The sequence below is a fragment of the Streptomyces koelreuteriae genome, from assembly GCF_018604545.1.
In the GTDB taxonomy this organism is placed as follows: Bacteria; Actinomycetota; Actinomycetes; order Streptomycetales; family Streptomycetaceae; genus Streptomyces; species Streptomyces koelreuteriae.
In genome coordinates this window covers 3,227,544-3,247,341 of the sequence record NZ_CP075896.1, presented here as the reverse complement: position 1 = coordinate 3,247,341, position 19,798 = coordinate 3,227,544, and the positions used below count along the sequence as shown (strand labels likewise).

17 protein-coding genes are annotated in these 19,798 nt (G+C 68.9%); 8 read left to right on the top strand and 9 right to left on the bottom strand.

The window, feature by feature from the left end:
• Window positions 1-32: 32 nt before the first annotated feature.
• Window positions 33-3,932 (top strand): DNA-directed RNA polymerase subunit beta', encoded by a 3,900-nt coding sequence (locus KJK29_RS14325; protein ID WP_215119466.1) that lies wholly within the window; start codon window positions 33-35, stop codon window positions 3,930-3,932.
• 64 nt (window positions 3,933-3,996) lie between these two features.
• Here the strand turns inward: KJK29_RS14325 and KJK29_RS14320 are convergent, their stop codons facing one another.
• The 6 genes from KJK29_RS14320 to KJK29_RS14295 all read right to left on the bottom strand — a co-directional run bounded on the left by KJK29_RS14320 (window position 3,997) and on the right by KJK29_RS14295 (window position 10,097).
• Window positions 3,997-4,953, bottom strand: coding sequence for a M48 family metalloprotease (locus KJK29_RS14320; RefSeq protein ID WP_215119465.1), 957 nt, complete (start codon window positions 4,951-4,953; stop codon window positions 3,997-3,999).
• Window positions 4,954-4,991: 38 nt separating this feature from the next.
• Window positions 4,992-5,498, bottom strand: coding sequence for a Pycsar system effector family protein (locus KJK29_RS14315; protein ID WP_215119463.1), 507 nt, complete (start codon window positions 5,496-5,498; stop codon window positions 4,992-4,994).
• On the bottom strand, window positions 5,495-6,403 hold the full coding sequence (locus KJK29_RS14310) for an SPFH domain-containing protein (RefSeq protein ID WP_251057796.1): 909 nt from the start codon (window positions 6,401-6,403) through the stop codon (window positions 5,495-5,497). The genes KJK29_RS14315 and KJK29_RS14310 overlap by 4 nt, the downstream gene beginning before the upstream one ends.
• A gap of 20 nt (window positions 6,404-6,423) precedes the next feature.
• The gene (locus tag KJK29_RS14305; RefSeq protein WP_215119462.1) at window positions 6,424-8,529 is read right to left on the bottom strand and encodes a hypothetical protein; all 2,106 of its coding nucleotides are present in this window, start codon (window positions 8,527-8,529) and stop codon (window positions 6,424-6,426) included.
• Window positions 8,526-9,269 carry a hypothetical protein gene (locus tag KJK29_RS14300; RefSeq protein WP_215119460.1) on the bottom strand — a complete coding sequence of 248 codons (744 nt, stop codon included), beginning with the start codon at window positions 9,267-9,269 and terminating at the stop codon, window positions 8,526-8,528. The genes KJK29_RS14305 and KJK29_RS14300 overlap by 4 nt, the downstream gene beginning before the upstream one ends.
• Window positions 9,270-9,392: 123 nt before the next feature.
• Window positions 9,393-10,097, bottom strand: a complete 705-nt coding sequence (locus tag KJK29_RS14295; protein ID WP_215119459.1) for a Crp/Fnr family transcriptional regulator — start codon at window positions 10,095-10,097, stop codon at window positions 9,393-9,395.
• A gap of 203 nt (window positions 10,098-10,300) precedes the next feature.
• Between KJK29_RS14295 and KJK29_RS14290 the strand changes: the two genes are divergently transcribed.
• The 5 genes from KJK29_RS14290 (at window position 10,301) to tuf (ending at window position 15,509) form a co-directional block, all read left to right on the top strand.
• Window positions 10,301-10,822: a DUF1707 and DUF4190 domain-containing protein gene (locus KJK29_RS14290; RefSeq protein WP_251057795.1), complete on the top strand. Its 522-nt coding sequence runs from the start codon at window positions 10,301-10,303 to the stop codon at window positions 10,820-10,822.
• Between the two features lie 325 nt (window positions 10,823-11,147).
• Window positions 11,148-11,519, top strand: coding sequence for a 30S ribosomal protein S12 (gene rpsL, locus KJK29_RS14285; protein WP_003948652.1), 372 nt, complete (start codon window positions 11,148-11,150; stop codon window positions 11,517-11,519).
• Between the two features lie 2 nt (window positions 11,520-11,521).
• A complete protein-coding gene (gene rpsG / locus KJK29_RS14280; RefSeq protein ID WP_003992340.1) occupies window positions 11,522-11,992 on the top strand; it encodes a 30S ribosomal protein S7 in 471 nt (156 codons plus the stop codon).
• 39 nt (window positions 11,993-12,031) lie between these two features.
• Entirely contained in the window at window positions 12,032-14,158 is a 2,127-nt protein-coding gene (gene fusA, locus KJK29_RS14275) for an elongation factor G (protein WP_184591469.1), read from the top strand.
• 157 nt (window positions 14,159-14,315) lie between these two features.
• The gene (gene tuf, locus KJK29_RS14270; protein WP_193482362.1) at window positions 14,316-15,509 is read left to right on the top strand and encodes an elongation factor Tu; all 1,194 of its coding nucleotides are present in this window, start codon (window positions 14,316-14,318) and stop codon (window positions 15,507-15,509) included.
• 113 nt (window positions 15,510-15,622) lie between these two features.
• Here the strand turns inward: tuf and KJK29_RS14265 are convergent, their stop codons facing one another.
• The 3 genes from KJK29_RS14265 to KJK29_RS14255 form a co-directional block, all read right to left on the bottom strand.
• A complete protein-coding gene (locus KJK29_RS14265; RefSeq protein ID WP_251057794.1) occupies window positions 15,623-16,642 on the bottom strand; it encodes a hypothetical protein in 1,020 nt (339 codons plus the stop codon).
• Between the two features lie 85 nt (window positions 16,643-16,727).
• On the bottom strand, window positions 16,728-17,594 hold the full coding sequence (locus tag KJK29_RS14260; RefSeq protein ID WP_215124276.1) for a helix-turn-helix domain-containing protein: 867 nt from the start codon (window positions 17,592-17,594) through the stop codon (window positions 16,728-16,730).
• A 202-nt stretch (window positions 17,595-17,796) separates the two neighbouring features.
• Window positions 17,797-18,252, bottom strand: coding sequence for an ATP-binding protein (locus KJK29_RS14255; protein WP_215119457.1), 456 nt, complete (start codon window positions 18,250-18,252; stop codon window positions 17,797-17,799).
• Between the two features lie 155 nt (window positions 18,253-18,407).
• On the opposite strand from KJK29_RS14255, the gene KJK29_RS14250 reads away from it, so the two are divergent.
• Window positions 18,408-19,286 carry a helix-turn-helix domain-containing protein gene (locus tag KJK29_RS14250; protein ID WP_215119456.1) on the top strand — a complete coding sequence of 293 codons (879 nt, stop codon included), beginning with the start codon at window positions 18,408-18,410 and terminating at the stop codon, window positions 19,284-19,286.
• Complete coding sequence (locus KJK29_RS14245) at window positions 19,283-19,504, top strand: DUF397 domain-containing protein (RefSeq protein ID WP_215119454.1); 222 nt, start codon at window positions 19,283-19,285, stop codon at window positions 19,502-19,504. The genes KJK29_RS14250 and KJK29_RS14245 overlap by 4 nt, the downstream gene beginning before the upstream one ends.
• Window positions 19,505-19,798: the final 294 nt, after the last annotated feature.

Here is a 19,798-nt window from a genome sequence, read left to right as displayed (position 1 = left end):
TGACTTACAACCCTGAGAGGGATTGACGCATAGTGCTCGACGTCAACTTCTTCGACGAGCTCCGGATCGGTCTGGCTACCGCTGACGACATCCGTCAGTGGAGCCACGGCGAGGTCAAGAAGCCCGAGACCATCAACTACCGCACCCTCAAGCCCGAAAAGGACGGACTCTTCTGCGAGAAGATCTTCGGTCCGACCCGGGACTGGGAGTGCTACTGCGGCAAGTACAAGCGCGTCCGCTTCAAGGGCATCATCTGTGAGCGCTGTGGCGTCGAGGTCACCCGCGCCAAGGTGCGTCGTGAGCGGATGGGCCACATCGAGCTGGCCGCTCCCGTCACGCACATCTGGTACTTCAAGGGCGTCCCGAGCCGGCTGGGCTACCTGCTCGACCTGGCTCCCAAGGACCTCGAGAAGGTCATCTACTTCGCGGCGTACATGATCACGTACGTCGACGAGGAGCGCCGTACGCGTGACCTGCCCTCGCTGGAGGCCCACGTCTCCGTCGAGCGCCAGCAGGTCGAGCAGCGCCGCGACGCCGACCTGGAGGCCCGCGCCAAGAAGCTCGAGACCGACCTGGCCGAGCTGGAGGCCGAGGGCGCCAAGGCCGACGTGCGCCGCAAGGTGCGCGAGGGTGCCGAGCGCGAGATGAAGCAGCTGCGTGACCGTGCGCAGCGCGAGATCGACCGTCTCGACGAGGTGTGGAACCGCTTCAAGAACCTCAAGGTCCAGGACCTCGAGGGCGACGAGCTGCTCTACCGCGAGCTGCGCGACCGCTTCGGCACGTACTTCGACGGCTCGATGGGTGCCGCGGCGCTGCAGAAGCGCCTGGAGTCCTTCGACCTCGACGAGGAGGCCGAGAAGCTCCGCGAGATCATCCGCACCGGCAAGGGCCAGAAGAAGACCCGTGCGCTCAAGCGCCTGAAGGTCGTCTCCGCGTTCCTGCAGACCAGCAACAGCCCCAAGGGCATGGTGCTCGACTGCGTGCCGGTCATCCCGCCGGACCTTCGCCCGATGGTGCAGCTGGACGGTGGCCGCTTCGCGACCTCCGACCTGAACGACCTGTACCGCCGTGTGATCAACCGGAACAACCGACTGAAGCGCCTTCTCGACCTCGGTGCGCCCGAGATCATCGTGAACAACGAGAAGCGCATGCTCCAGGAGGCCGTCGACGCGCTGTTCGACAACGGCCGTCGTGGTCGTCCGGTCACCGGTCCCGGTAACCGCCCGCTGAAGTCCCTCAGCGACATGCTGAAGGGCAAGCAGGGTCGCTTCCGTCAGAACCTGCTCGGTAAGCGTGTGGACTACTCCGCGCGTTCCGTGATCGTCGTCGGTCCGCAGCTCAAGCTGCACCAGTGCGGTCTGCCGAAGGCGATGGCGCTGGAGCTCTTCAAGCCGTTCGTGATGAAGCGCCTGGTCGACCTGAACCACGCGCAGAACATCAAGAGCGCCAAGCGCATGGTCGAGCGCGGCCGCACGGTCGTGTACGACGTGCTGGAAGAGGTCATCGCGGAGCACCCGGTTCTGCTGAACCGTGCGCCCACGCTGCACCGCCTCGGCATCCAGGCCTTCGAGCCGCAGCTGGTCGAGGGCAAGGCCATTCAGATCCACCCGCTCGTCTGCACCGCGTTCAACGCGGACTTCGACGGTGACCAGATGGCCGTCCACCTGCCGCTCTCCGCGGAGGCGCAGGCCGAGGCCCGCATCCTGATGCTGTCCTCGAACAACATCCTCAAGCCCGCCGACGGCCGTCCGGTGACGATGCCGACCCAGGACATGGTCCTCGGTCTGTTCTTCCTCACCACCGACGGCGAGATGCGCGACCTCAAGGGCGAGGGCCGTTCCTTCGCCTCGGTCGCCGAGGCGATCATGGCCTTCGACGCGGGCGAGCTGTCGCTCCAGTCGAAGATCGACGTCCGCTTCCCGGTCGGCACCATCCCGCCGCGTGGCTGGATGCCGCCGGCGCGTGAGGAGGGCGAGCCCGAGTGGCAGCAGGGTGACAGCTTCCGGCTGAACACCACCCTGGGCCGCGCGCTCTTCAACGAGCTGCTGCCCGAGGACTACCCGTTCGTCGACTACGAGGTCGGCAAGAAGCAGCTCTCCGAGATCGTCAACGACCTCGCCGAGCGCTACCCCAAGGTCATCGTGGCGGCGACGCTCGACAACCTGAAGGCGGCGGGCTTCTACTGGGCGACCCGTTCCGGCGTCACCGTGGCCATCTCCGACGTCGTCGTTCCCGAGGCGAAGAAGGAGATCGTCCGCGGGTACGAGGCGCAGGACGAGAAGGTCCAGAAGCAGTACGAGCGCGGTCTGATCACCAAGGACGAGCGCACGCAGGAGCTCATCGCGATCTGGACCAAGGCGACCAACGAGGTCGCCGAGGCGATGAACGACAACTTCCCGAAGACCAACCCGATCTTCATGATGGTGAACTCGGGTGCACGAGGCAACATGATGCAGATGCGTCAGATCGCCGGTATGCGTGGTCTGGTGTCGAACGCGAAGAACGAGACGATCCCGCGTCCGATCAAGGCGTCGTTCCGTGAGGGTCTGTCCGTGCTGGAGTACTTCATCTCCACGCACGGTGCCCGTAAGGGTCTGGCGGACACGGCCCTGCGTACCGCCGACTCGGGTTACCTCACCCGTCGTCTGGTCGACGTCTCCCAGGACGTCATCATCCGCGAGGAGGACTGCGGCACCGAGCGCGGTCTGAAGCTGCGGATCGCCTCGAAGGACGAGGCCGGTGTCCTGCGCAAGGCCGAGGACGTCGAGACCAGCGTCTACGCCCGCATGCTCGCCCAGGACGTCGTCATCGACGGCAAGGTGATCGCGCCGGCCAATGTGGACCTGGGCGATGTGCTCATCGACCAGCTCGTGCACCACGGTGTCGAGGAGGTCAAGACCCGCTCGATCCTGACCTGCGAGTCGCACGTCGGCACCTGTGCCATGTGCTACGGCCGCTCCCTGGCCACCGGCAAGCTGGTCGACATCGGTGAGGCGGTCGGCATCATCGCCGCCCAGTCCATCGGTGAGCCCGGCACCCAGCTGACGATGCGTACCTTCCACACCGGTGGTGTGGCCGGTGACGACATCACCCAGGGTCTGCCGCGTGTCGTCGAGCTCTTCGAGGCCCGTACCCCGAAGGGTGTCGCCCCGATCTCCGAGGCCTCCGGCCGCGTGCGGATCGAGGAGACCGAGAAGACCAAGAAGATCGTCGTCACCCCGGACGACGGCAGCGACGAGACGGCGTTCCCGATCTCGAAGCGTGCCCGTCTCCTGGTCAGCGAGGGCGAGCACGTCGAGGTGGGCCAGAAGCTCACCGTGGGTGCCACCAACCCGCACGACGTGCTGCGCATTCTGGGTCAGCGTGCCGTCCAGGTCCACCTGGTCGGCGAGGTCCAGAAGGTCTACAACTCGCAGGGTGTGTCGATCCACGACAAGCACATCGAGATCATCATCCGGCAGATGCTCCGCCGCGTGACGATCATCGAGTCCGGCGACGCCGAGCTGCTGCCCGGCGAGCTGGTCGAGCGCTCGAAGTTCGAGACCGAGAACCGTCGTGTGGTCCAGGAGGGCGGTCACCCGGCCTCCGGTCGTCCGCAGCTGATGGGTATCACCAAGGCCTCGCTGGCGACGGAATCCTGGCTGTCGGCCGCCTCCTTCCAGGAGACGACCCGAGTCCTGACGGACGCGGCGATCAACGCCAAGTCCGACAGCCTCATCGGCCTCAAGGAGAACGTCATCATCGGTAAGCTCATCCCGGCCGGTACGGGTCTGTCCCGCTACCGCAACATCCGGGTCGAGCCGACCGAGGAGGCCAAGGCCGCGATGTACTCGGCCGTCGGCTACGACGACATCGACTACTCGCCGTTCGGTACGGGGTCTGGGCAGGCCGTGCCGCTGGAGGACTACGACTACGGGCCGTACAACCAGTAAGCGAGTCGCCTGAGTTCACAGGGCGGTCATCCCGATTTGGTCGGGGTGGCCGCCCTTTGGCGTGTCAACGCCGGCTGTCGAGATGGGCCTGCAGGCGGTGGAGCCTGGTGTGCACATCGGGGTGGGAGTCGAGCAGTCGCGCGATCATTCCGCCTTTCGAGAAGGCGGGGCCCGGGACGCCGGCCGTGACCTCCCGGTCGCGCTCCTGGTGCAGTACGGCCATCAGCTGGGGCGCGAAGCCGAGCCCCGCCGCGTGCTCGTCGGCCCGCAGCTCGGACCGCCGGGAGACCGCGGCCACCAGGTAGGGCGTCGCCAGTGGCAGGAAGACCAGCCCGTACGTGGCAGTCGCCAGCGCGATCAGGAGAGCCCCGGCGACGCCGATCACCACGGCGGCAGCACCCGTCGGGAGCAGGCCCAGCCGGGTGCACAGCAGGCGCAGCAGCCGCCAGGCGAGCCGGGCCGGCAGCGCGTACCAGAGGGACAGCAGCGAGGCCCACGCGTGTCCCCGCGTGTGATGCCCCAGTTCGTGGGCGAGGACCCCGGCGAGCTGGGCGGGTGTCAGGGTCCGCAGCGAATGACTGGTCACGCCGACGATGTGCCCGGCCGCCGCCAAGGCGTTGATCTCATCGCTCTCCTCCATCCAGAGTTGATAGGCCTTCGCGTCCACTCCGGCCCGGGCGGTCACCTCGTGCCAGACGGGCCGCAGTCGCCTGTCCTCCTCCGGTGTGGGGTAGCGCAGGCCGAACAGCCACCGGGCCAGGAGCCGCTCGCACGGCCGGTGGAAGACCAGGGCCCCGCTCAGCACCCAGCTGCCGAAGAGCAGCCACCAAGGCAGATGGATCAGGTGGCTCAGGGCGTACGACACGACGAAGACGACGGTCAGGCTGGCGGCGACGTGGGGGAGGTGCAGTGCCAGCGAGCCGAGGGCGGTGAGGTCCGCCCCGCGTCGGCGGGCGGCTATGTGGATCCGGCCGGGGCGGCGGGTGAGGTCGTCGTCGGGGACCGGTGCGGAGATGGGCATGGGCCTTCCTTCCCGTGCGGGGGACAGAGCGGTGTGGTTCAGGCGAGGAGCATCGATCCGGGCAGCAGAGCCGCCGAGCAGCCGAACGAGAGCAGTCCGGTCCGGATCCAGAAGTGCTTGCGCGTGGCGATGGCACTGGTGTCGGCGAGGGCGAGCAGAAGGCCCCGAGCGGGGTCGCGGCCGGTGTCCGCGAGGGCTGCGGAGAGCAGCCCCTGGCGTGCGGCTCGTCGTACGTCGCCGAAGTAGGTGAGCGGGCTGCCGGGTGTCCAGCGGCTGCCCCGGTAGCGGGGCATGACCGCCAGCAGCAGGGCGAACAGCGCGACGACCAGCGACGCCGCCCCGGCCCACCACAGCAGGGCGGCGGGCGCCGGGAGCCGGTCGGGAGTCCAGCCGCGGTTGGCGAGGAGTGCGGCGAGCATGCCCCCCGAGATGCCGAGCGCGCCGACGAGCACGGTGGCCTTGGCGTCGGCACGGGCGATCTCGCCGCGGAGGTCGGCGAGCAGTTGGGCGCCCGCCCGCACATCGGGATCGTCCGGGGGGTTCATGTGCCGGAATCCGGATCGTCCTCGGGCGGAGCGGACGGGTCGGTGGTCTTCAGGATGGCCTTCATCCGCTCGGCGATGAGCTTGTGGGGCTCGTCGAGCTGGTAGCCCTCCAGCTGTTTGTTGTCCAGGGCCTGGTTGATCAGGTTCACCTGGGTGTCCAGCAGCCTGTTCTGGCCCGACTGGAGGTGTTCCAGGACGAGCCGGGTCTCGTCGGGGTGCGCCGCCAGGTGCAGGGCGAGTGCGGCGGCGCCGCCCTTGGCCAGGGTGCGTTCGTAGAACCTGATCTGTTCGGCCCTGCGTTCGGCCTCGTACGTGTCGCGGAGCCGGGTGGCTTCGTGCTCCGGCTGCGCGGCCTCCACCTCGTGCCGGGCGGTCCGCAGGCGGTCCTGGTGGGATCGCTCGGTGGCGTCGCGGCGCAGGCGTACGGAGCAGGTGACGTGCAGGCCCTGGGCGCGGCCGAGCGAGGGCTCGTCCCGCACCGCCCGCTGCACGGCCCGTTCCGCCTCGGCACTCGCGTCGATGGGGTGGCGGCGGCCGGCGTCCCGCATCAGCGGCAGCAGCTCCCGTGTGAGCAGGCCGGGTACATCCCGCTCCTGGCTGCGGACGAAGAGCGCCGGGTGGGTGACCCGCCAGCCGACGTCGGCCGTGACCTCGAACTCGAAGCTGTCGACCAGGCTGGGCAGGGGCACGGTCAGCTCGAAGGCGTGCGGGTCCGTGTCCACCTCGTACACGGCGACGTACCGCCGCATGGACGCGGGACGGTCGGGCGGTGGGAAGGTCTCGTACGCGCCCTTGCGGGTCACACACACCAGGGCGTGGTCGATGCGGCCCATGAAGCGCCGGCCGCCGATGTGGAAGCGCGGTAGCTGCCAGACGGTACGGACGGGGTCGGTCTCGTGTTCCATGGTCGGCCTCCGAAGGCAGGTCAGTCGAGGGCGAGGCGTTTGCTCAGCCGGTCCGCGGCCGGGGTGACGGCTCCTCTGGAGTCGCGGACCGTGCCCAGCAGATGGCCGACGCGCCGCCGGTTGGTGGGCGTGGCGACGAGGGCGCCGAGCAGCGAGGCGAGGGCCGACTCGGTCTCCGGGGCGTCATCGGCCGCGCGCACCCAGCCGCGCAGGACGCCGAGGGCCTTCGGGTTGTGCGTCCGGTCGGCGAGCAGCGCGTCCCAGAAGTCGGCCAGCTGCCGGGCGGCCGTGGCATCCTCGGCCTCCGCGGCCCGCGCGTACCAGGAGAGGACGGGCGGGCGGTCGCTGTCGTCGTCCTTCGTCTGCTTGCAGGCCTGGAAGAAGGCGAGCAGGGCGTGCGGGCGGACCATCCGGTCGGTGCGGCGGAGTTCGGTCAGGGCGGCCAGTACGGGGTCCCGTACGGCGAGGAGGAGGAGTTCGAGGGCGTCGGCGAGCTGCCGGGCCTCCTCCGGTGGTTCCCCGTCCTCCTCGGCGCTCGCGGCCTCGGCGGGCGGTGGCCGGTGCATGGCGTCCACGAGTGCCGCCAGAGTCTCCTCGTGGTGCACCGGCCCGAGGAGGCCGTAGGCGCGGATGGCCGTCCAGCGGCGGCTCTCGACGTCCCCGATGCACCAGTCGTGCAGGATCCGGGAGACGGCCGGCACCTCCAGGAGCTGGGTCATGGTGAGGGCGTTGGCCGCGGTCAGCCAGGCATGCGGCTTGCGGCTGTCCGCCCAGGGCTCGATGAGGTGGGCCATGGCGGACGACAGATCGGCCTTGGCCAGCAGCGCGGCGGCCGACGCCGCCCGGGTCCGCACGAGGGGACGGCGGTCGTCGGCCAGCTTGCGGATCCACTCCGCGAAGGCCGGGCGCGCGGACGGGTGGAGGTTCCACACCTCCTCCAGCAGCATCGGAGCCGTCCGCTCGTCCTGGAAGGCGGCGCAGAAGCTGCCCTTCAGAGGACCCCACTCGGTGACCTCCGCGGTCACATAGCCGTCGGCGTGCGCGAGCCGGAGCCGCTCCTTGCGGGAGCTGCCGAAGACGGGGATGGGCGGTCGGGTGTGCGGACTCTGAATGTCGTGCAGGCGTACGAAGAGGCCGTCGGCGAGCTCGGCCGTCACCGCGTACGGCGCCTTGTCGAAGACGGCGAGGGAGACGAGGAACGCCTTGTCGATCAGCTCCGGCTTCTCCTCGGTGAGCCAGCGGGTCACCTGGGTCGCCACGGCGGTCTCGCCGAACGCGGCGAGCTCCACCTCGTCGATCTCACCGCGATGGTGTGCGACGAGCCGCAGCGCGAACTGCCTGATCTCCTCGGGCCGGTGGTGCCGGGTGAGGAACTCCTTCACCGCTGTCAGTCCGCACAGCTCCGGCCATGCGGACTCACCGGTCGCCGGCGTGACATGGGCGTGCAGCAGATGCTCCGCGGACGGCGGCTCCCACCGTACGGAGGGCAGGTCGCCCAGCGCCGCCGAGGGCTCGACGGTGATCACCAGACGGGCACGGGCGCGCTCCAACCGTTCCCGAAGAGAGTGCAGTTGGGCCTCGCGCAGGGGACGGTTCCGACTGACGGGCAGATCGCACAGGACGTATCCGGTCGAGTTGTCCACCTGGTCGGCCAGCTCGGGGAACGACGCGGGGGGATCGAGGGAACGAAGCCGCTCGGCGCCCAGCCGGTGCAGCAGCATCAGCGCGGCGGTCCGGCGGCCTGTCTCGCGTCCGCCGGACAGGATGACGAGCCTGTCGGCCCGCAGGCGTTTCAGGGCCTCGTCGAAGCTCTGGCAGCCCCGGAAGACGACCTGTAGTTCTTCGATCTCCCCGTGCGGTACCGGCCCGGACAGCGGGAGGGGCGTCTCGGCCCGGCCTCCGAAGTGGAAGTGCTGGTCACCGTAGTGCGTGCCGCCCGCTTGGCCGAACTGGTCCCGGGAGACGAGGGTGGAGACGAAGTCCGGGGCGTGCGCGATCAGGTCCCGGCGCGCGGCCCACGCCTCCTGCCTCGGCTGGTCCTCGGCAGCTTCGTCCCGCTCCTTCTTCTCGCCGTCCTGCCCTTCGGCCGGATTCGCAGTGTCGGCCGGATTCTCCTCCTGGCTCATCGGCGCTCTTCCCGGGCCCGGCCGGTGAAGTCGAAGTGCTGTCCGCCGTGGAGTGTGCCGCCTGCCTGACCGTACTGATCGCCGTGGATCTGGACGTCGGAGCGCCGGGAGGCGGGCGCGTCCGGGCCCTCGGCGTCGGCGGGAGCTTCCGGGGGGTTCGGCGTGCTGGTGCCCGACTCCCCGTGCACCCAGGCCACCGTCGGCCCCTCCTTCGTCCCCACCGTCACCCGGTGGAACTCCTCCGGACGCACGCCCAGCGGGCCGTGCCGTACCACCCCCTGGTAGATGCCTTCCGACACGCAGAGCACGCAGTCGGACTCGCGCTGCTTCAGGGCGTCGCGCAGGGGGTCGGAGTTCAGCAGGCGGACCGCGTGATTGAGGTCGGAGCCGACCCAGCCGTCGAGTTCGTCGACGGCGACGTAGCCGGAGGACAGGACGATGCGCAGCCGCATGCGGGCGCTGGTCGCCAGGAGGCGGTTCTTGTTGTGGAGGAGGGCGGGGGTCTCGGTCAGGAGGGTCTTGATCAGCGCGGGTACGGGGACCGCGGTGTCGATCAGCTCCATGACGGAGTCGCCGCGGTCGGCGCGCAGCCGGGCCGTCTCGTCGACGCCGGCGTCGAGCAGGGTCGTGTCGACGACGTCGTACAGGACGCGGCGCAGGAACGCCTGTTCCACGTCGTCGCGTGAGCCGTACTGCTCGATGTCGAAGAGGAGGATCGTGCGGTACACGGGATCGGTCATGGCTGCCTCTCGCACGTCGGTGTCCGTCGTCCAGCACGATGGCGGGTCGCGGGCGAGCGCCGGAGGGCCGATGACACGGACGGAATGTGACCGTGTGCATGGAACGGCGGGCGGGGATGTGCGTCAGGCGGAGGCGTCGCCGGCGATGCGGCGCAGCACGTCGGGGCGGAGTACGACGATGCGTCGGCGCCGGGTGGCGACGACCTGCCGGTCCCGCAGCTCCTTGAGGAGCCGGGCCACCGCCTCGCGCGAGGAGCCCACGGAACCGGCGAACTCCTGCTGGCTGAGCCCGATGGTGAGTTCGATGCCCTCGTCCGTCCGGCTGCCGTGTGTGCGCACCAGTTCGAGCAGCAGGACGGCCAGCCGCTCGCGCACGGTCAGCGCGGCCCATTCCAGCCGGCGCCGATCGGTCGACCGCTGCCGGTCCGTGGACAGGCTCAGCAGGTGCAGTGCCACCCGGGGATTGTCCGAGACGAACAGGGTGAAACGGTTCTGGTCGACGACGACCGCCTCGACCGGCTCCAGGGCCGTCACGGTCGCCGAGCGGCCGCGGCCGCTGAGGGCCGCGCCCTCGCCGATGATGTCGCCCGGGCCGCGCAGGGCGAGCAGAGCCTCGTAGCCGTTGGCGGCGATCGCCGTGACCTTGGTCCAGCCATGCAGGAGGAGCAGGACGTGGGCCGAGGGCTCGTCCTGGTGCAGGATGACGCCGCGCGCCCGGTAGCCGAGGGGGCGGCCGATGGCGAGCAGGGCGGCGCGGTCCTCCCGCTCCAGCCGGGCGAGGAACGGGACGCCGTCGTCGTCCCACGCGCGTCCCTGGCCCCCGGTCATCCCGCCGCCCCCGCGTTCACCTGTGCCGATGCCTGCCCTGTACAAGCGTCGTCCTGGCGTCAACGTACTGGAAACGACCATGGAGGAAACGGGCGTGATTCGGCCGCGTGGCTGAGGAACGGTGCCCCGCCCCGGACGCACCGATGCCGGAAGCGTCCCTTCGGCGCATCATGGAAGAACTCAGCCTCCCGTGGAGGTACTCCGTGTCCCAGCCCCCCTACCCCTCCTGGCACCCCTGGCAAGCCCCCGCCGCCCCCTCGATGCTCGCGTCGCATGCCGATCGGGAGCGGGCCGTGGACGTGCTCAGAGCCGGGTACGGCGAGGGGCGGATGGAGCAGGACGAGTTCGAGAAGCGGGTGGCGCGGGCGTACGGGGCGCGGACCGTGGGGGAGCTGGCGCTGCTCGTCGCGGATCTGCCGCAGGGGCCGGTGATTCAGTCGGCCGGTGCCGTGCCGGTGGCGCGGACGTTTCTGCCGGTGCCGCGGCCGGCGACGAACGGGAAGGCGGTCGCGGCCGGGGTGTGCGGTCTGCTGTGTGTGCCGACGATGGGGCTGACGGGGATCCCGGCCGTTGTGCTGGGGCACGTGGCGCGGGCCGAGATCCGCAGTCGGGGCGAGCTGGGGGACGGGCTCGCGCTGACCGGGCTGGTGCTCGGATGGTTGTCCACGGCAGGCTGGGCACTCGTCCTGGTGTTGCTGACGGTGGTGTCCATCGCGGCGGGCTGAACGACGGGCTGACCGGCGGCCGAACGGCGAGCCGGACAGGGGACTGAGCGGCCTGGGGTCTTGACATGCTCCGCATAACCATGCGGGCGGTTCCCATTTGTTTTGACCGCAGCGAATGCGATAGGTACGCTCAGACCTTGTGCCTGGGGTGTGCCCTGGCTCTCGTGCGTGCCATCAACCGCATCGCGAGCTGTTACCGGCCACCGCAATCTGCGCTTCTTTCTGCCTCGCGGCGGGAGTCCGCGGGATTCGACACACCCGACCGCGTGGGTCGGCGACGTTCCAGGTTAGCTTCACCATTCGGCACACAGAAACCGGAGAAGTAGTGCCTACGATCCAGCAGCTGGTCCGGAAGGGCCGGCAGGACAAGGTCGAGAAGAACAAGACGCCCGCACTCGAGGGTTCCCCTCAGCGTCGCGGCGTCTGCACGCGTGTGTTCACGACCACCCCGAAGAAGCCGAACTCGGCCCTGCGTAAGGTCGCGCGTGTGCGTCTGACCAGCGGGATCGAGGTCACCGCTTACATTCCGGGTGAGGGACACAACCTGCAGGAGCACTCCATCGTGCTCGTGCGCGGCGGCCGTGTGAAGGACCTGCCGGGTGTTCGCTACAAGATCATCCGCGGCTCGCTCGACACCCAGGGTGTCAAGAACCGCAAGCAGGCCCGCAGCCGCTACGGCGCCAAGAAGGAGAAGTAAGAATGCCTCGTAAGGGCCCCGCCCCGAAGCGCCCGGTCATCATCGACCCGGTCTACGGTTCTCCTCTGGTGACCTCCCTCATCAACAAGGTGCTGCTGAACGGCAAGCGCTCCACCGCCGAGCGCATCGTCTACGGCGCCATGGAGGGTCTGCGTGAGAAGACGGGCAACGACCCGATCATCACGCTGAAGCGCGCACTGGAAAACATCAAGCCGACCCTCGAGGTCAAGTCCCGCCGTGTCGGTGGTGCGACGTACCAGGTTCCGATCGAGGTCAAGCCCGGTCGTGCCAACACGCTCGCGCTGCGCTGGCTCGTCGGTTACTCCCGCGCCCGTCGCGAGAAGACCATGACCGAGCGTCTGCTCAACGAGCTTCTCGACGCCTCCAACGGCCTCGGTGCCGCTGTGAAGAAGCGCGAGGACACCCACAAGATGGCCGAGTCCAACAAGGCCTTCGCGCACTACCGCTGGTAGTCGCTACCCACATCGAGACCGAGAGAAGACTGAAGCCTTATGGCTACCACTTCACTTGACCTGGCCAAGGTCCGCAACATCGGGATCATGGCCCACATCGACGCGGGCAAGACGACCACCACCGAGCGGATCCTGTTCTACACCGGCGTTTCGTACAAGATCGGTGAGGTCCACGACGGCGCCGCCACGATGGACTGGATGGAGCAGGAGCAGGAGCGTGGCATCACGATCACGTCTGCTGCGACCACCTGTCACTGGCCGCTCGAGGACAACGACTACACCATCAACATCATCGACACCCCGGGTCACGTCGACTTCACCGTCGAGGTGGAGCGCTCCCTGCGCGTGCTCGACGGTGCCGTGACGGTGTTCGACGGTGTCGCCGGTGTCGAGCCGCAGTCCGAGACGGTGTGGCGTCAGGCCGACCGCTACGGCGTGCCCCGCATCTGCTTCGTCAACAAGCTGGACCGTACCGGCGCCGAGTTCCACCGCTGCGTGGACATGATCTCGGACCGTCTGGGCGCCCAGCCGCTGGTCATGCAGCTGCCGATCGGTGCCGAGGCGGACTTCAAGGGCGTCATCGACCTCGTGACGATGAAGGCCCTGGTCTGGTCGGCCGAGGCGACCAAGGGCGAGATGTACGACACCGTCGACATCCCGGACACCCACGCCGAGGCTGCCGAGGAATACCGCGGCAAGCTGCTCGAGGCCGTCGCCGAGAACGACGAAGAGCTGATGGAGCTGTACCTGGAGGGCACCGAGCCCACCGTGGAGCAGCTCTACGCCGCGATCCGTCGTATCACCATCGCGTCCGGCAAGAGCGACGGCACCACCGTCACCCCCGTGTTCTGCGGCACCGCGTTCAAGAACAAGGGCGTTCAGCCCCTGCTCGACGCGGTCGTGCGCTACCTGCCCACCCCGCTCGACGTCGAGGCCATCGAGGGCCACGACGTCAAGGACCCGGAGCAGGTCATCGCGCGCAAGCCGTCGGAGGACGAGCCCCTCGCCGCGCTGGCGTTCAAGATCATGAGCGACCCGCACCTCGGCAAGCTCACCTTCGTCCGCGTGTACTCCGGCCGCCTGGTGTCCGGCACCGCCGTGCTGAACTCCGTGAAGGGCAAGAAGGAGCGCATCGGCAAGATCTACCGCATGCACGCGAACAAGCGTGAGGAGATCGAGTCGGTGGGCGCCGGTGACATCGTCGCCGTCATGGGCCTCAAGCAGACCACCACCGGTGAGACGCTGTCCGACGACAAGAACCCGGTCATCCTGGAGTCCATGGACTTCCCGGCGCCGGTCATCCAGGTCGCCATCGAGCCCAAGTCGAAGGGTGACCAGGAGAAGCTGGGCGTCGCGATCCAGCGCCTGGCCGAGGAGGACCCGTCCTTCCAGGTCCACACCAACGAGGAGACCGGCCAGACCATCATCGGTGGTATGGGCGAGCTTCACCTCGAGGTGCTGGTCGACCGTATGAAGCGCGAGTTCAAGGTCGAGGCCAACGTCGGCAAGCCGCAGGTCGCCTACCGTGAGACGATCCGCAAGGCCGTCGAGCGCGTCGACTACACGCACAAGAAGCAGACTGGTGGTACCGGCCAGTTCGCCAAGGTGCAGATCGCGATCGAGCCGATCGAGGGCGGCGACGCCGCGTACGAGTTCGTGAACAAGGTCACCGGTGGCCGCATCCCGAAGGAGTACATCCCTTCGGTGGACGCCGGTGCGCAGGAGGCCATGCAGTTCGGCATCCTCGCCGGCTACGAGATGACGGGCGTCCGCGTCACGCTCATCGACGGTGGCTACCACGAGGTCGACTCCTCCGAGCTCGCGTTCAAGATCGCCGGCTCGCAGGCCTTCAAGGAGGCCGCGCGCAAGGCCAGCCCCGTGCTGCTCGAGCCGATGATGGCCGTCGAGGTCACCACGCCCGAGGACTACATGGGTGAGGTCATCGGCGACATCAACTCCCGCCGTGGCCAGATCCAGGCCATGGAGGAGCGGGCCGGTGCCCGCCTCGTGAAGGGCCTGGTGCCCCTCTCGGAGATGTTCGGCTACGTCGGAGACCTCCGCAGCAAGACGTCGGGTCGCGCAAGCTACTCGATGCAGTTCGACTCCTACGCCGAGGTTCCCCGGAACGTCGCCGAGGAGATCATCGCGAAGGCCAAGGGCGAGTAACGCACAGCGTCTACACGCCGTAGGCTTGACTCCGGAGCCTTGAGGGGCATTCCGTCACAAACATGGCGAGAATGCCCCGGGGCCCGGGCTTTCCAGCAAAGATCATCCTGGCGCCGATGAGTAAGGCGTACCAGAACCACTCCACAGGAGGACCCCAGTGGCGAAGGCGAAGTTCGAGCGGACTAAGCCGCACGTCAACATCGGCACCATCGGTCACATCGACCACGGTAAGACGACCCTCACGGCCGCCATTACCAAGGTGCTGCACGACGCGTACCCCGAGCTGAACGAGGCCTCGGCCTTCGACCAGATCGACAAGGCTCCCGAGGAGCGCCAGCGCGGTATCACGATCTCGATCGCGCACGTCGAGTACCAGACGGAGACCCGTCACTACGCCCACGTCGACTGCCCCGGTCACGCGGACTACATCAAGAACATGATCACGGGTGCGGCGCAGATGGACGGCGCCATCCTCGTGGTCGCCGCCACCGACGGCCCGATGCCGCAGACCAAGGAGCACGTGCTCCTGGCCCGCCAGGTCGGCGTTCCGTACATCGTCGTCGCCCTGAACAAGGCCGACATGGTGGACGACGAGGAGATCCTGGAGCTCGTCGAGCTCGAGGTCCGTGAGCTGCTCTCCGAGTACGAGTTCCCGGGCGACGACGTTCCCGTCGTCAAGGTCTCCGCTCTGAAGGCCCTCGAGGGCGACAAGGAGTGGGGCAACTCGGTCCTGGAGCTCATGAGCGCCGTCGACACCGCGATTCCGGAGCCGGAGCGCGACGTCGACAAGCCGTTCCTGATGCCGATCGAGGACGTCTTCACGATCACCGGTCGCGGTACGGTCGTCACCGGCCGTATCGAGCGTGGTGTCCTCAAGGTCAACGAGACCGTCGACATCATCGGCATCAAGACCGAGAAGACCACCACCACGGTCACCGGCATCGAGATGTTCCGCAAGCTGCTCGACGAGGGCCAGGCCGGTGAGAACGTCGGTCTGCTGCTCCGCGGCATCAAGCGCGAGGACGTCGAGCGCGGCCAGGTCATCATCAAGCCGGGCTCGGTCACCCCGCACACCGAGTTCGAGGCGCAGGCCTACATCCTGTCCAAGGACGAGGGTGGCCGCCACACGCCGTTCTTCAACAACTACCGCCCGCAGTTCTACTTCCGTACGACGGACGTGACCGGCGTGGTGACCCTCCCCGAGGGCACCGAGATGGTCATGCCGGGTGACAACACCGAGATGAAGGTGGAGCTCATCCAGCCCGTCGCCATGGAGGAGGGCCTCAAGTTCGCCATCCGTGAGGGTGGCCGGACCGTGGGCGCCGGCCAGGTCACCAAGATCAACAAGTGAGTCTTCGGACTGGCTTGAGGGTCTACTGACCTGAGTGGCTCGAAGGGGCCCGTACGACTTCGGTCGTACGGGCCCCTTTGTTGTGCCCGGGAGATCCGCGGGTAGTCGGGTGGTCACTGCATGTTCTGCAGATGCGGGTGGTCGTACGAGGTCTCGCAGATGTAGAGCTGCATGTTGTAGCCGCGCCCGATGTTGAGGTGGGTGGCGCAGGCCGGGCCGTCCACGTGGTGGCCGGTGTAGCCGGCGTCCTCCAGGGGCCGCCAGCTCCCGCTGCCGCCGTCCCATTCGACCCCGTCGACGGTCAGCAAGGGGCGGACACCCGAGCCGCACTCCTGGCAGGACATGGGGAACGGGTCGGAGAAGCTCCAGGGGGCGTGGCCGCCGACCTTGTTGCCGGGGGCGACGGCGAGGTCGTACTGGTAGTAGACCTCGGCGTCTTCGTCTCCGGCTTCCTCCTCGTTCTCCTCCTCCCAGGCGTTGATCCGCTCGGCGAGATCCTCGGGCAGCTCGTGCGGGGCCGGGTACTCGGTGACCGGCTCGGGGTGCAGGACGCAGGGCTCGGGGAGGTAGTCGGCGCTGCCGATGACGGACGGCTGCGGAGGGTCGGTGAGATGCGCGGTCACGTCGGCGGCGGTGCGCCAGCGAAGCTCCGTGTACGGCAGGTAGTCCGGGTCGTGGTCGAACGGGCACCACAGCACCTGAAGCAGATCAGCGCCCTCCGGGCAGGGCAGGCCGGGAACGTCGGAGGCGTAGAGCTGGGCCACCGGCACCAGCGGGACGGGACCGTTCTGCGCTATGCGGGTCTTCTTGACACCCCGGTCGACGATCACCCGCTCCTCGTCGGTCAGCAGTTCCTGCCCCTCGGCGCGCGGGCGGGCCCAGGCCTCCGCGAGGATCCGCCGCCGGAGCCGGATGTCCACCGGGTCGAGCCCCCTGTGCCGGGGGCCTTTGTGCTCGGGGCAGTTGGGCCATGCCTCCTCGGCCGGCCACAGCAGGGGGCCACCGATGGAACTGTCGGTGGCTGACGGCGTCCCTGCCCGGGGGTGCAGGCGCACGGCGGTGCGGGCGAGTGGGGCGAGCTCGGGGTAGAGGGCGGTGACGTCGAGGGGGCGGGGTGGGGTGGTGCGGGTCATGGGCCAGGAGCCTACGGTCGACCTCTACCGGCTCACGCCTGGGGGCGGAGCCGTCCCGGTACAGGGGCAGGCCGTCCGGTGTGTGTCACATCCATGCCAGGAGGCCTCCAGGGGAATCGGATTGGCAATCGCCGCAGCGCCCGCCGCCGGTACCGCGGAAGGCGCGGTCGCAGCCGTCGCAGTTCACGAGGGGACGAGGGGCGGCCCGTGGAGGTTCGGGTGCGCGGTACGCCGGGAGCGGCGGGAGCTGGGCCGTCAGGCGGTGGGACAGGAGGGCGGCCGGGCGGCGGAGGGGCTCGGGTGGGAGGTCGGTGGTCAGGGCGTGGCGTACGGCGGTGGGGGTGACGTCGCGTTCGAGCCAGGCGGCGACGCCGGGGGCGAGGTGGGCGGTGTCGCCGGCCGAGAGCAGGAGGCGGGGGTCCTCGCGGCGGAGGCCGGTGAGGAGGTCGGTGGCCTGCTGGAGGAGGGCGGGGGCCGGGCAGGCCGGTCGCGGTACGGCAGGCAGGGTCTTGCCGCCGGGCGACCCCGTCCGCTTCCTCGGAGCCGGACGCGGAGCCTCTGCACCCCTGTGACCTGGCTGGTTGCAGGAGGTCGTACGGGTGATGATCCGGCCGTCGGGCACGCGTACGCGCTCGCGGCGCAGGTAACCGTGGGCTTCCAGCTCTTTCAGAGCGGCGGCGATACGGGTCGTGCCCTCGGGGAAGCGGGCGGCGAGCGACTTGATGTCGATGCGGGCGCCGACGGGCAGCGACTGGATGTGCGTGCCGAGCCCGATCGCGAGCAGCGACAGCTCCGGGTGCTGGGCGAGGTGGTTGCCGATCACCGTGAAGCGGGTGGTGTGGCGGGTGTGGTCGTGCACCAGGCCGGAGTGGGGATGCCGCCGGTTCGGGTGCTTCTTTGCGGCAACCCGGGTGTGGGCGTGCGAGGGCACGTTAGGGTTCTGCGTGTCCATCAGGAAGTTGGAGCCTTCCTCGGTGGTCAGGCCCTCGCACTGGGATTGCCGTCCCGGCGAGGGCCGTCGCATGTCTGCGGTTGTGTTGCGCTGAGCGTAGGGCAGGCAATGGCCCCCGACGCCAGTCGAGTTGGTGATGTTCACCCGCGCGAGTGAGGCGGCCCCGCGAGCGGGAGGAGGGGTGGGGCTTGGTCGGGTCCTTTCACCTACGTGTTCCTTCTGGGAGGCCGCCCGCGCCACCGAAGTCCAGGTTCTTGGGCTCCGGTACGAGGCCGATCTCGGCCCAGACGGTCTTGCGGGGCGGGAGCCCGGCGGTGGTGCCCCAGCGGTCGGCGAGCGCCTCGACGAGGCGCAGGCCCCTGCCCGTCTCGGACAGCACCGGCAGACGGTCGCCGCGCGTGTCCGTCACCTCGATACGGAGGGTGTCGGCGACGACGTAGAGCAGCAGGCGGAAGTCACGACCGGGGACGCGGCCGTGCGTCACGGCGTTGACCGACAGCTCCGCGACGACCTGCCTCGCCGGGTCCAACGGCAGCCCCCAGGAGCGCAGTTGCTCGACGGCCAGGAGACGGGCCAGACGGGCACCGCGCGGGGTCGGCGACAGCTGGAGGCTGAAGTTGCGGACGGGGGTGGTGAGTTCAGTGGATCGCTGCTTCACGGCACTCAGAGTGGCGGTGCGCGCTTATCGTGAACAGTGACTCAGCGGGTGCGTACGGTGACTGTCCGGAGCTTGTCCAGCGGTGTCCGGGCTGTCGGGGCCGGGCGTACGGGTAGGGCGCAGGGCATGTTCGTACGACGGCGGAAGGGTGCGGGATGACGGCGGTCGAGGCGGACTCGGGGCGGCTCAAGGGCGAGGCGGACGAGCCGGGTTGGGAGGTGGACCCCGACGACGAGTGGGGCGTCGCCGTCATCGCGACCGTCGGACGGCAGCTGAAGCTGCGGCGGGAGGCGGTGGGGATGCGCGCCGGCGAGTTCGGGACGGCCGTGGGGTACGGCGAGGACATGGTCTACAAGATCGAGGGCGGGAAGCGGATCCCTCGGCAGGACTATCTGGTCAGGGCGGATGAGGTGCTGGGGGCGGGTGGGTTGATTGCGGCGACCTGGGAGGACGTGAAGAGGGTTCGGTATCCCCGGAGCGTGCGGGCCTTGGCGCAGTTGGAGGCCAAGGCGGCTGAGCTGGGTGTGTATGTCGGGCTGAGCTTCCATGGGCTGCTGCAGACGCCGGAGCATGCGCGGGCCTTGTTCGAGGCGTGGCAGCCGCCGTACTCGGAGGAGGAGGTGGAGCACCTGGTCGCCGCGCGTATGGCCAGGAAGTCGATCTTCGAGCGCTCCCCAGCGCCATCGCTCAGCTTCGTCCTGGAAGAGGCCACGCTGCGCCGACGGGTTGGAGGCACAATGATGTGGCGTCAGCAGCTCGAACACCTGCTGGGGGTGGCCCGATTGCGCAACGTCTCGCTTCAGGTGATGCGGATGAGCTCGGGAGCCCATCCAGGGCTGGACGGCAGGATCGAGGTGCTGAAGTTCGCCGATGGCTCGGCAGTGGGGCGCTCTGACGGCGCGTTCAGCGGCCGACCGACATCCGATCCGAAGCACCTGCGGATCCTTGAGCTGCGGTATGGCACCATCCGGGCGCAGGCTCTTACGCCGGAGGAGTCGCTGGCCTTCATCGAGCAAGTGCTGGGAGAAACATGATCCGCAAGCCTTCCGCCGAACTGGTCTGGTTCAAGAGCAGTTACAGCGACGGCCCCGACGGCAACTCCTGTATCGAGGTCGCGATAGCCCCCCACACCATCCACGTCCGCGACTCGAAGCAGGACCACGGTCCCCGGCTGGCACTCTCCCTCACCGCGTGGGCGGGATTTGTGTCGGGAGCCGCCAAGTTGGCGCAACTGGAGCCTTCCGGCCACTAGCCCCCGGCAGTCACGGCCGACCAATGACCCAACCGCTCCACTCCCCACCCTTCCCCCCTACTGCCGCCGAACCACCCGGCGTGCATGCGAAACGCGACCGCGCCCGTCACCCCGAGCGGCATCGCAGGCAACCGTTGGGGCCAAGGGACCTGGGCCACCCGCGTTTCAGGGCCGCTCGCTCGCTTCTCTCACGTGCTTCCGCGGCCCGGGTCAAGGGTCGGGCGAAGGCCGATCGGCGGAGCCGACGCGAAGCGCCCTTGAGGCGGGTCGTGGAAGCACGACACTGGCAAAGAA

What these genes read in the sequence shown, in the direction of transcription:
- rpsG (WP_003992340.1), top strand. Translation starts at nt 11,522, where the DNA reads ATGCCTCGTAAGGGCCCCGCCCCGAAGCGCCCGGTCATCATCGACCCG.
- KJK29_RS14265 (WP_251057794.1), bottom strand. Translation starts at nt 16,642, where the DNA reads ATGACCCGCACCACCCCACCCCGCCCCCTCGACGTCACCGCCCTCTAC.
- KJK29_RS14320 (WP_215119465.1), bottom strand. Translation starts at nt 4,953, where the DNA reads ATGCCCATCTCCGCACCGGTCCCCGACGACGACCTCACCCGCCGCCCC.
- fusA (WP_184591469.1), top strand. Translation starts at nt 12,032, where the DNA reads ATGGCTACCACTTCACTTGACCTGGCCAAGGTCCGCAACATCGGGATC.
- KJK29_RS14310 (WP_251057796.1), bottom strand. Translation starts at nt 6,403, where the DNA reads ATGGAACACGAGACCGACCCCGTCCGTACCGTCTGGCAGCTACCGCGC.
- KJK29_RS14315 (WP_215119463.1), bottom strand. Translation starts at nt 5,498, where the DNA reads ATGAACCCCCCGGACGATCCCGATGTGCGGGCGGGCGCCCAACTGCTC.
- KJK29_RS14245 (WP_215119454.1), top strand. Translation starts at nt 19,283, where the DNA reads ATGATCCGCAAGCCTTCCGCCGAACTGGTCTGGTTCAAGAGCAGTTAC.
- KJK29_RS14300 (WP_215119460.1), bottom strand. Translation starts at nt 9,269, where the DNA reads ATGACCGATCCCGTGTACCGCACGATCCTCCTCTTCGACATCGAGCAG.
- KJK29_RS14250 (WP_215119456.1), top strand. Translation starts at nt 18,408, where the DNA reads ATGACGGCGGTCGAGGCGGACTCGGGGCGGCTCAAGGGCGAGGCGGAC.
- KJK29_RS14260 (WP_215124276.1), bottom strand. Translation starts at nt 17,594, where the DNA reads ATGGACACGCAGAACCCTAACGTGCCCTCGCACGCCCACACCCGGGTT.
- KJK29_RS14305 (WP_215119462.1), bottom strand. Translation starts at nt 8,529, where the DNA reads ATGAGCCAGGAGGAGAATCCGGCCGACACTGCGAATCCGGCCGAAGGG.
- KJK29_RS14295 (WP_215119459.1), bottom strand. Translation starts at nt 10,097, where the DNA reads ATGACCGGGGGCCAGGGACGCGCGTGGGACGACGACGGCGTCCCGTTC.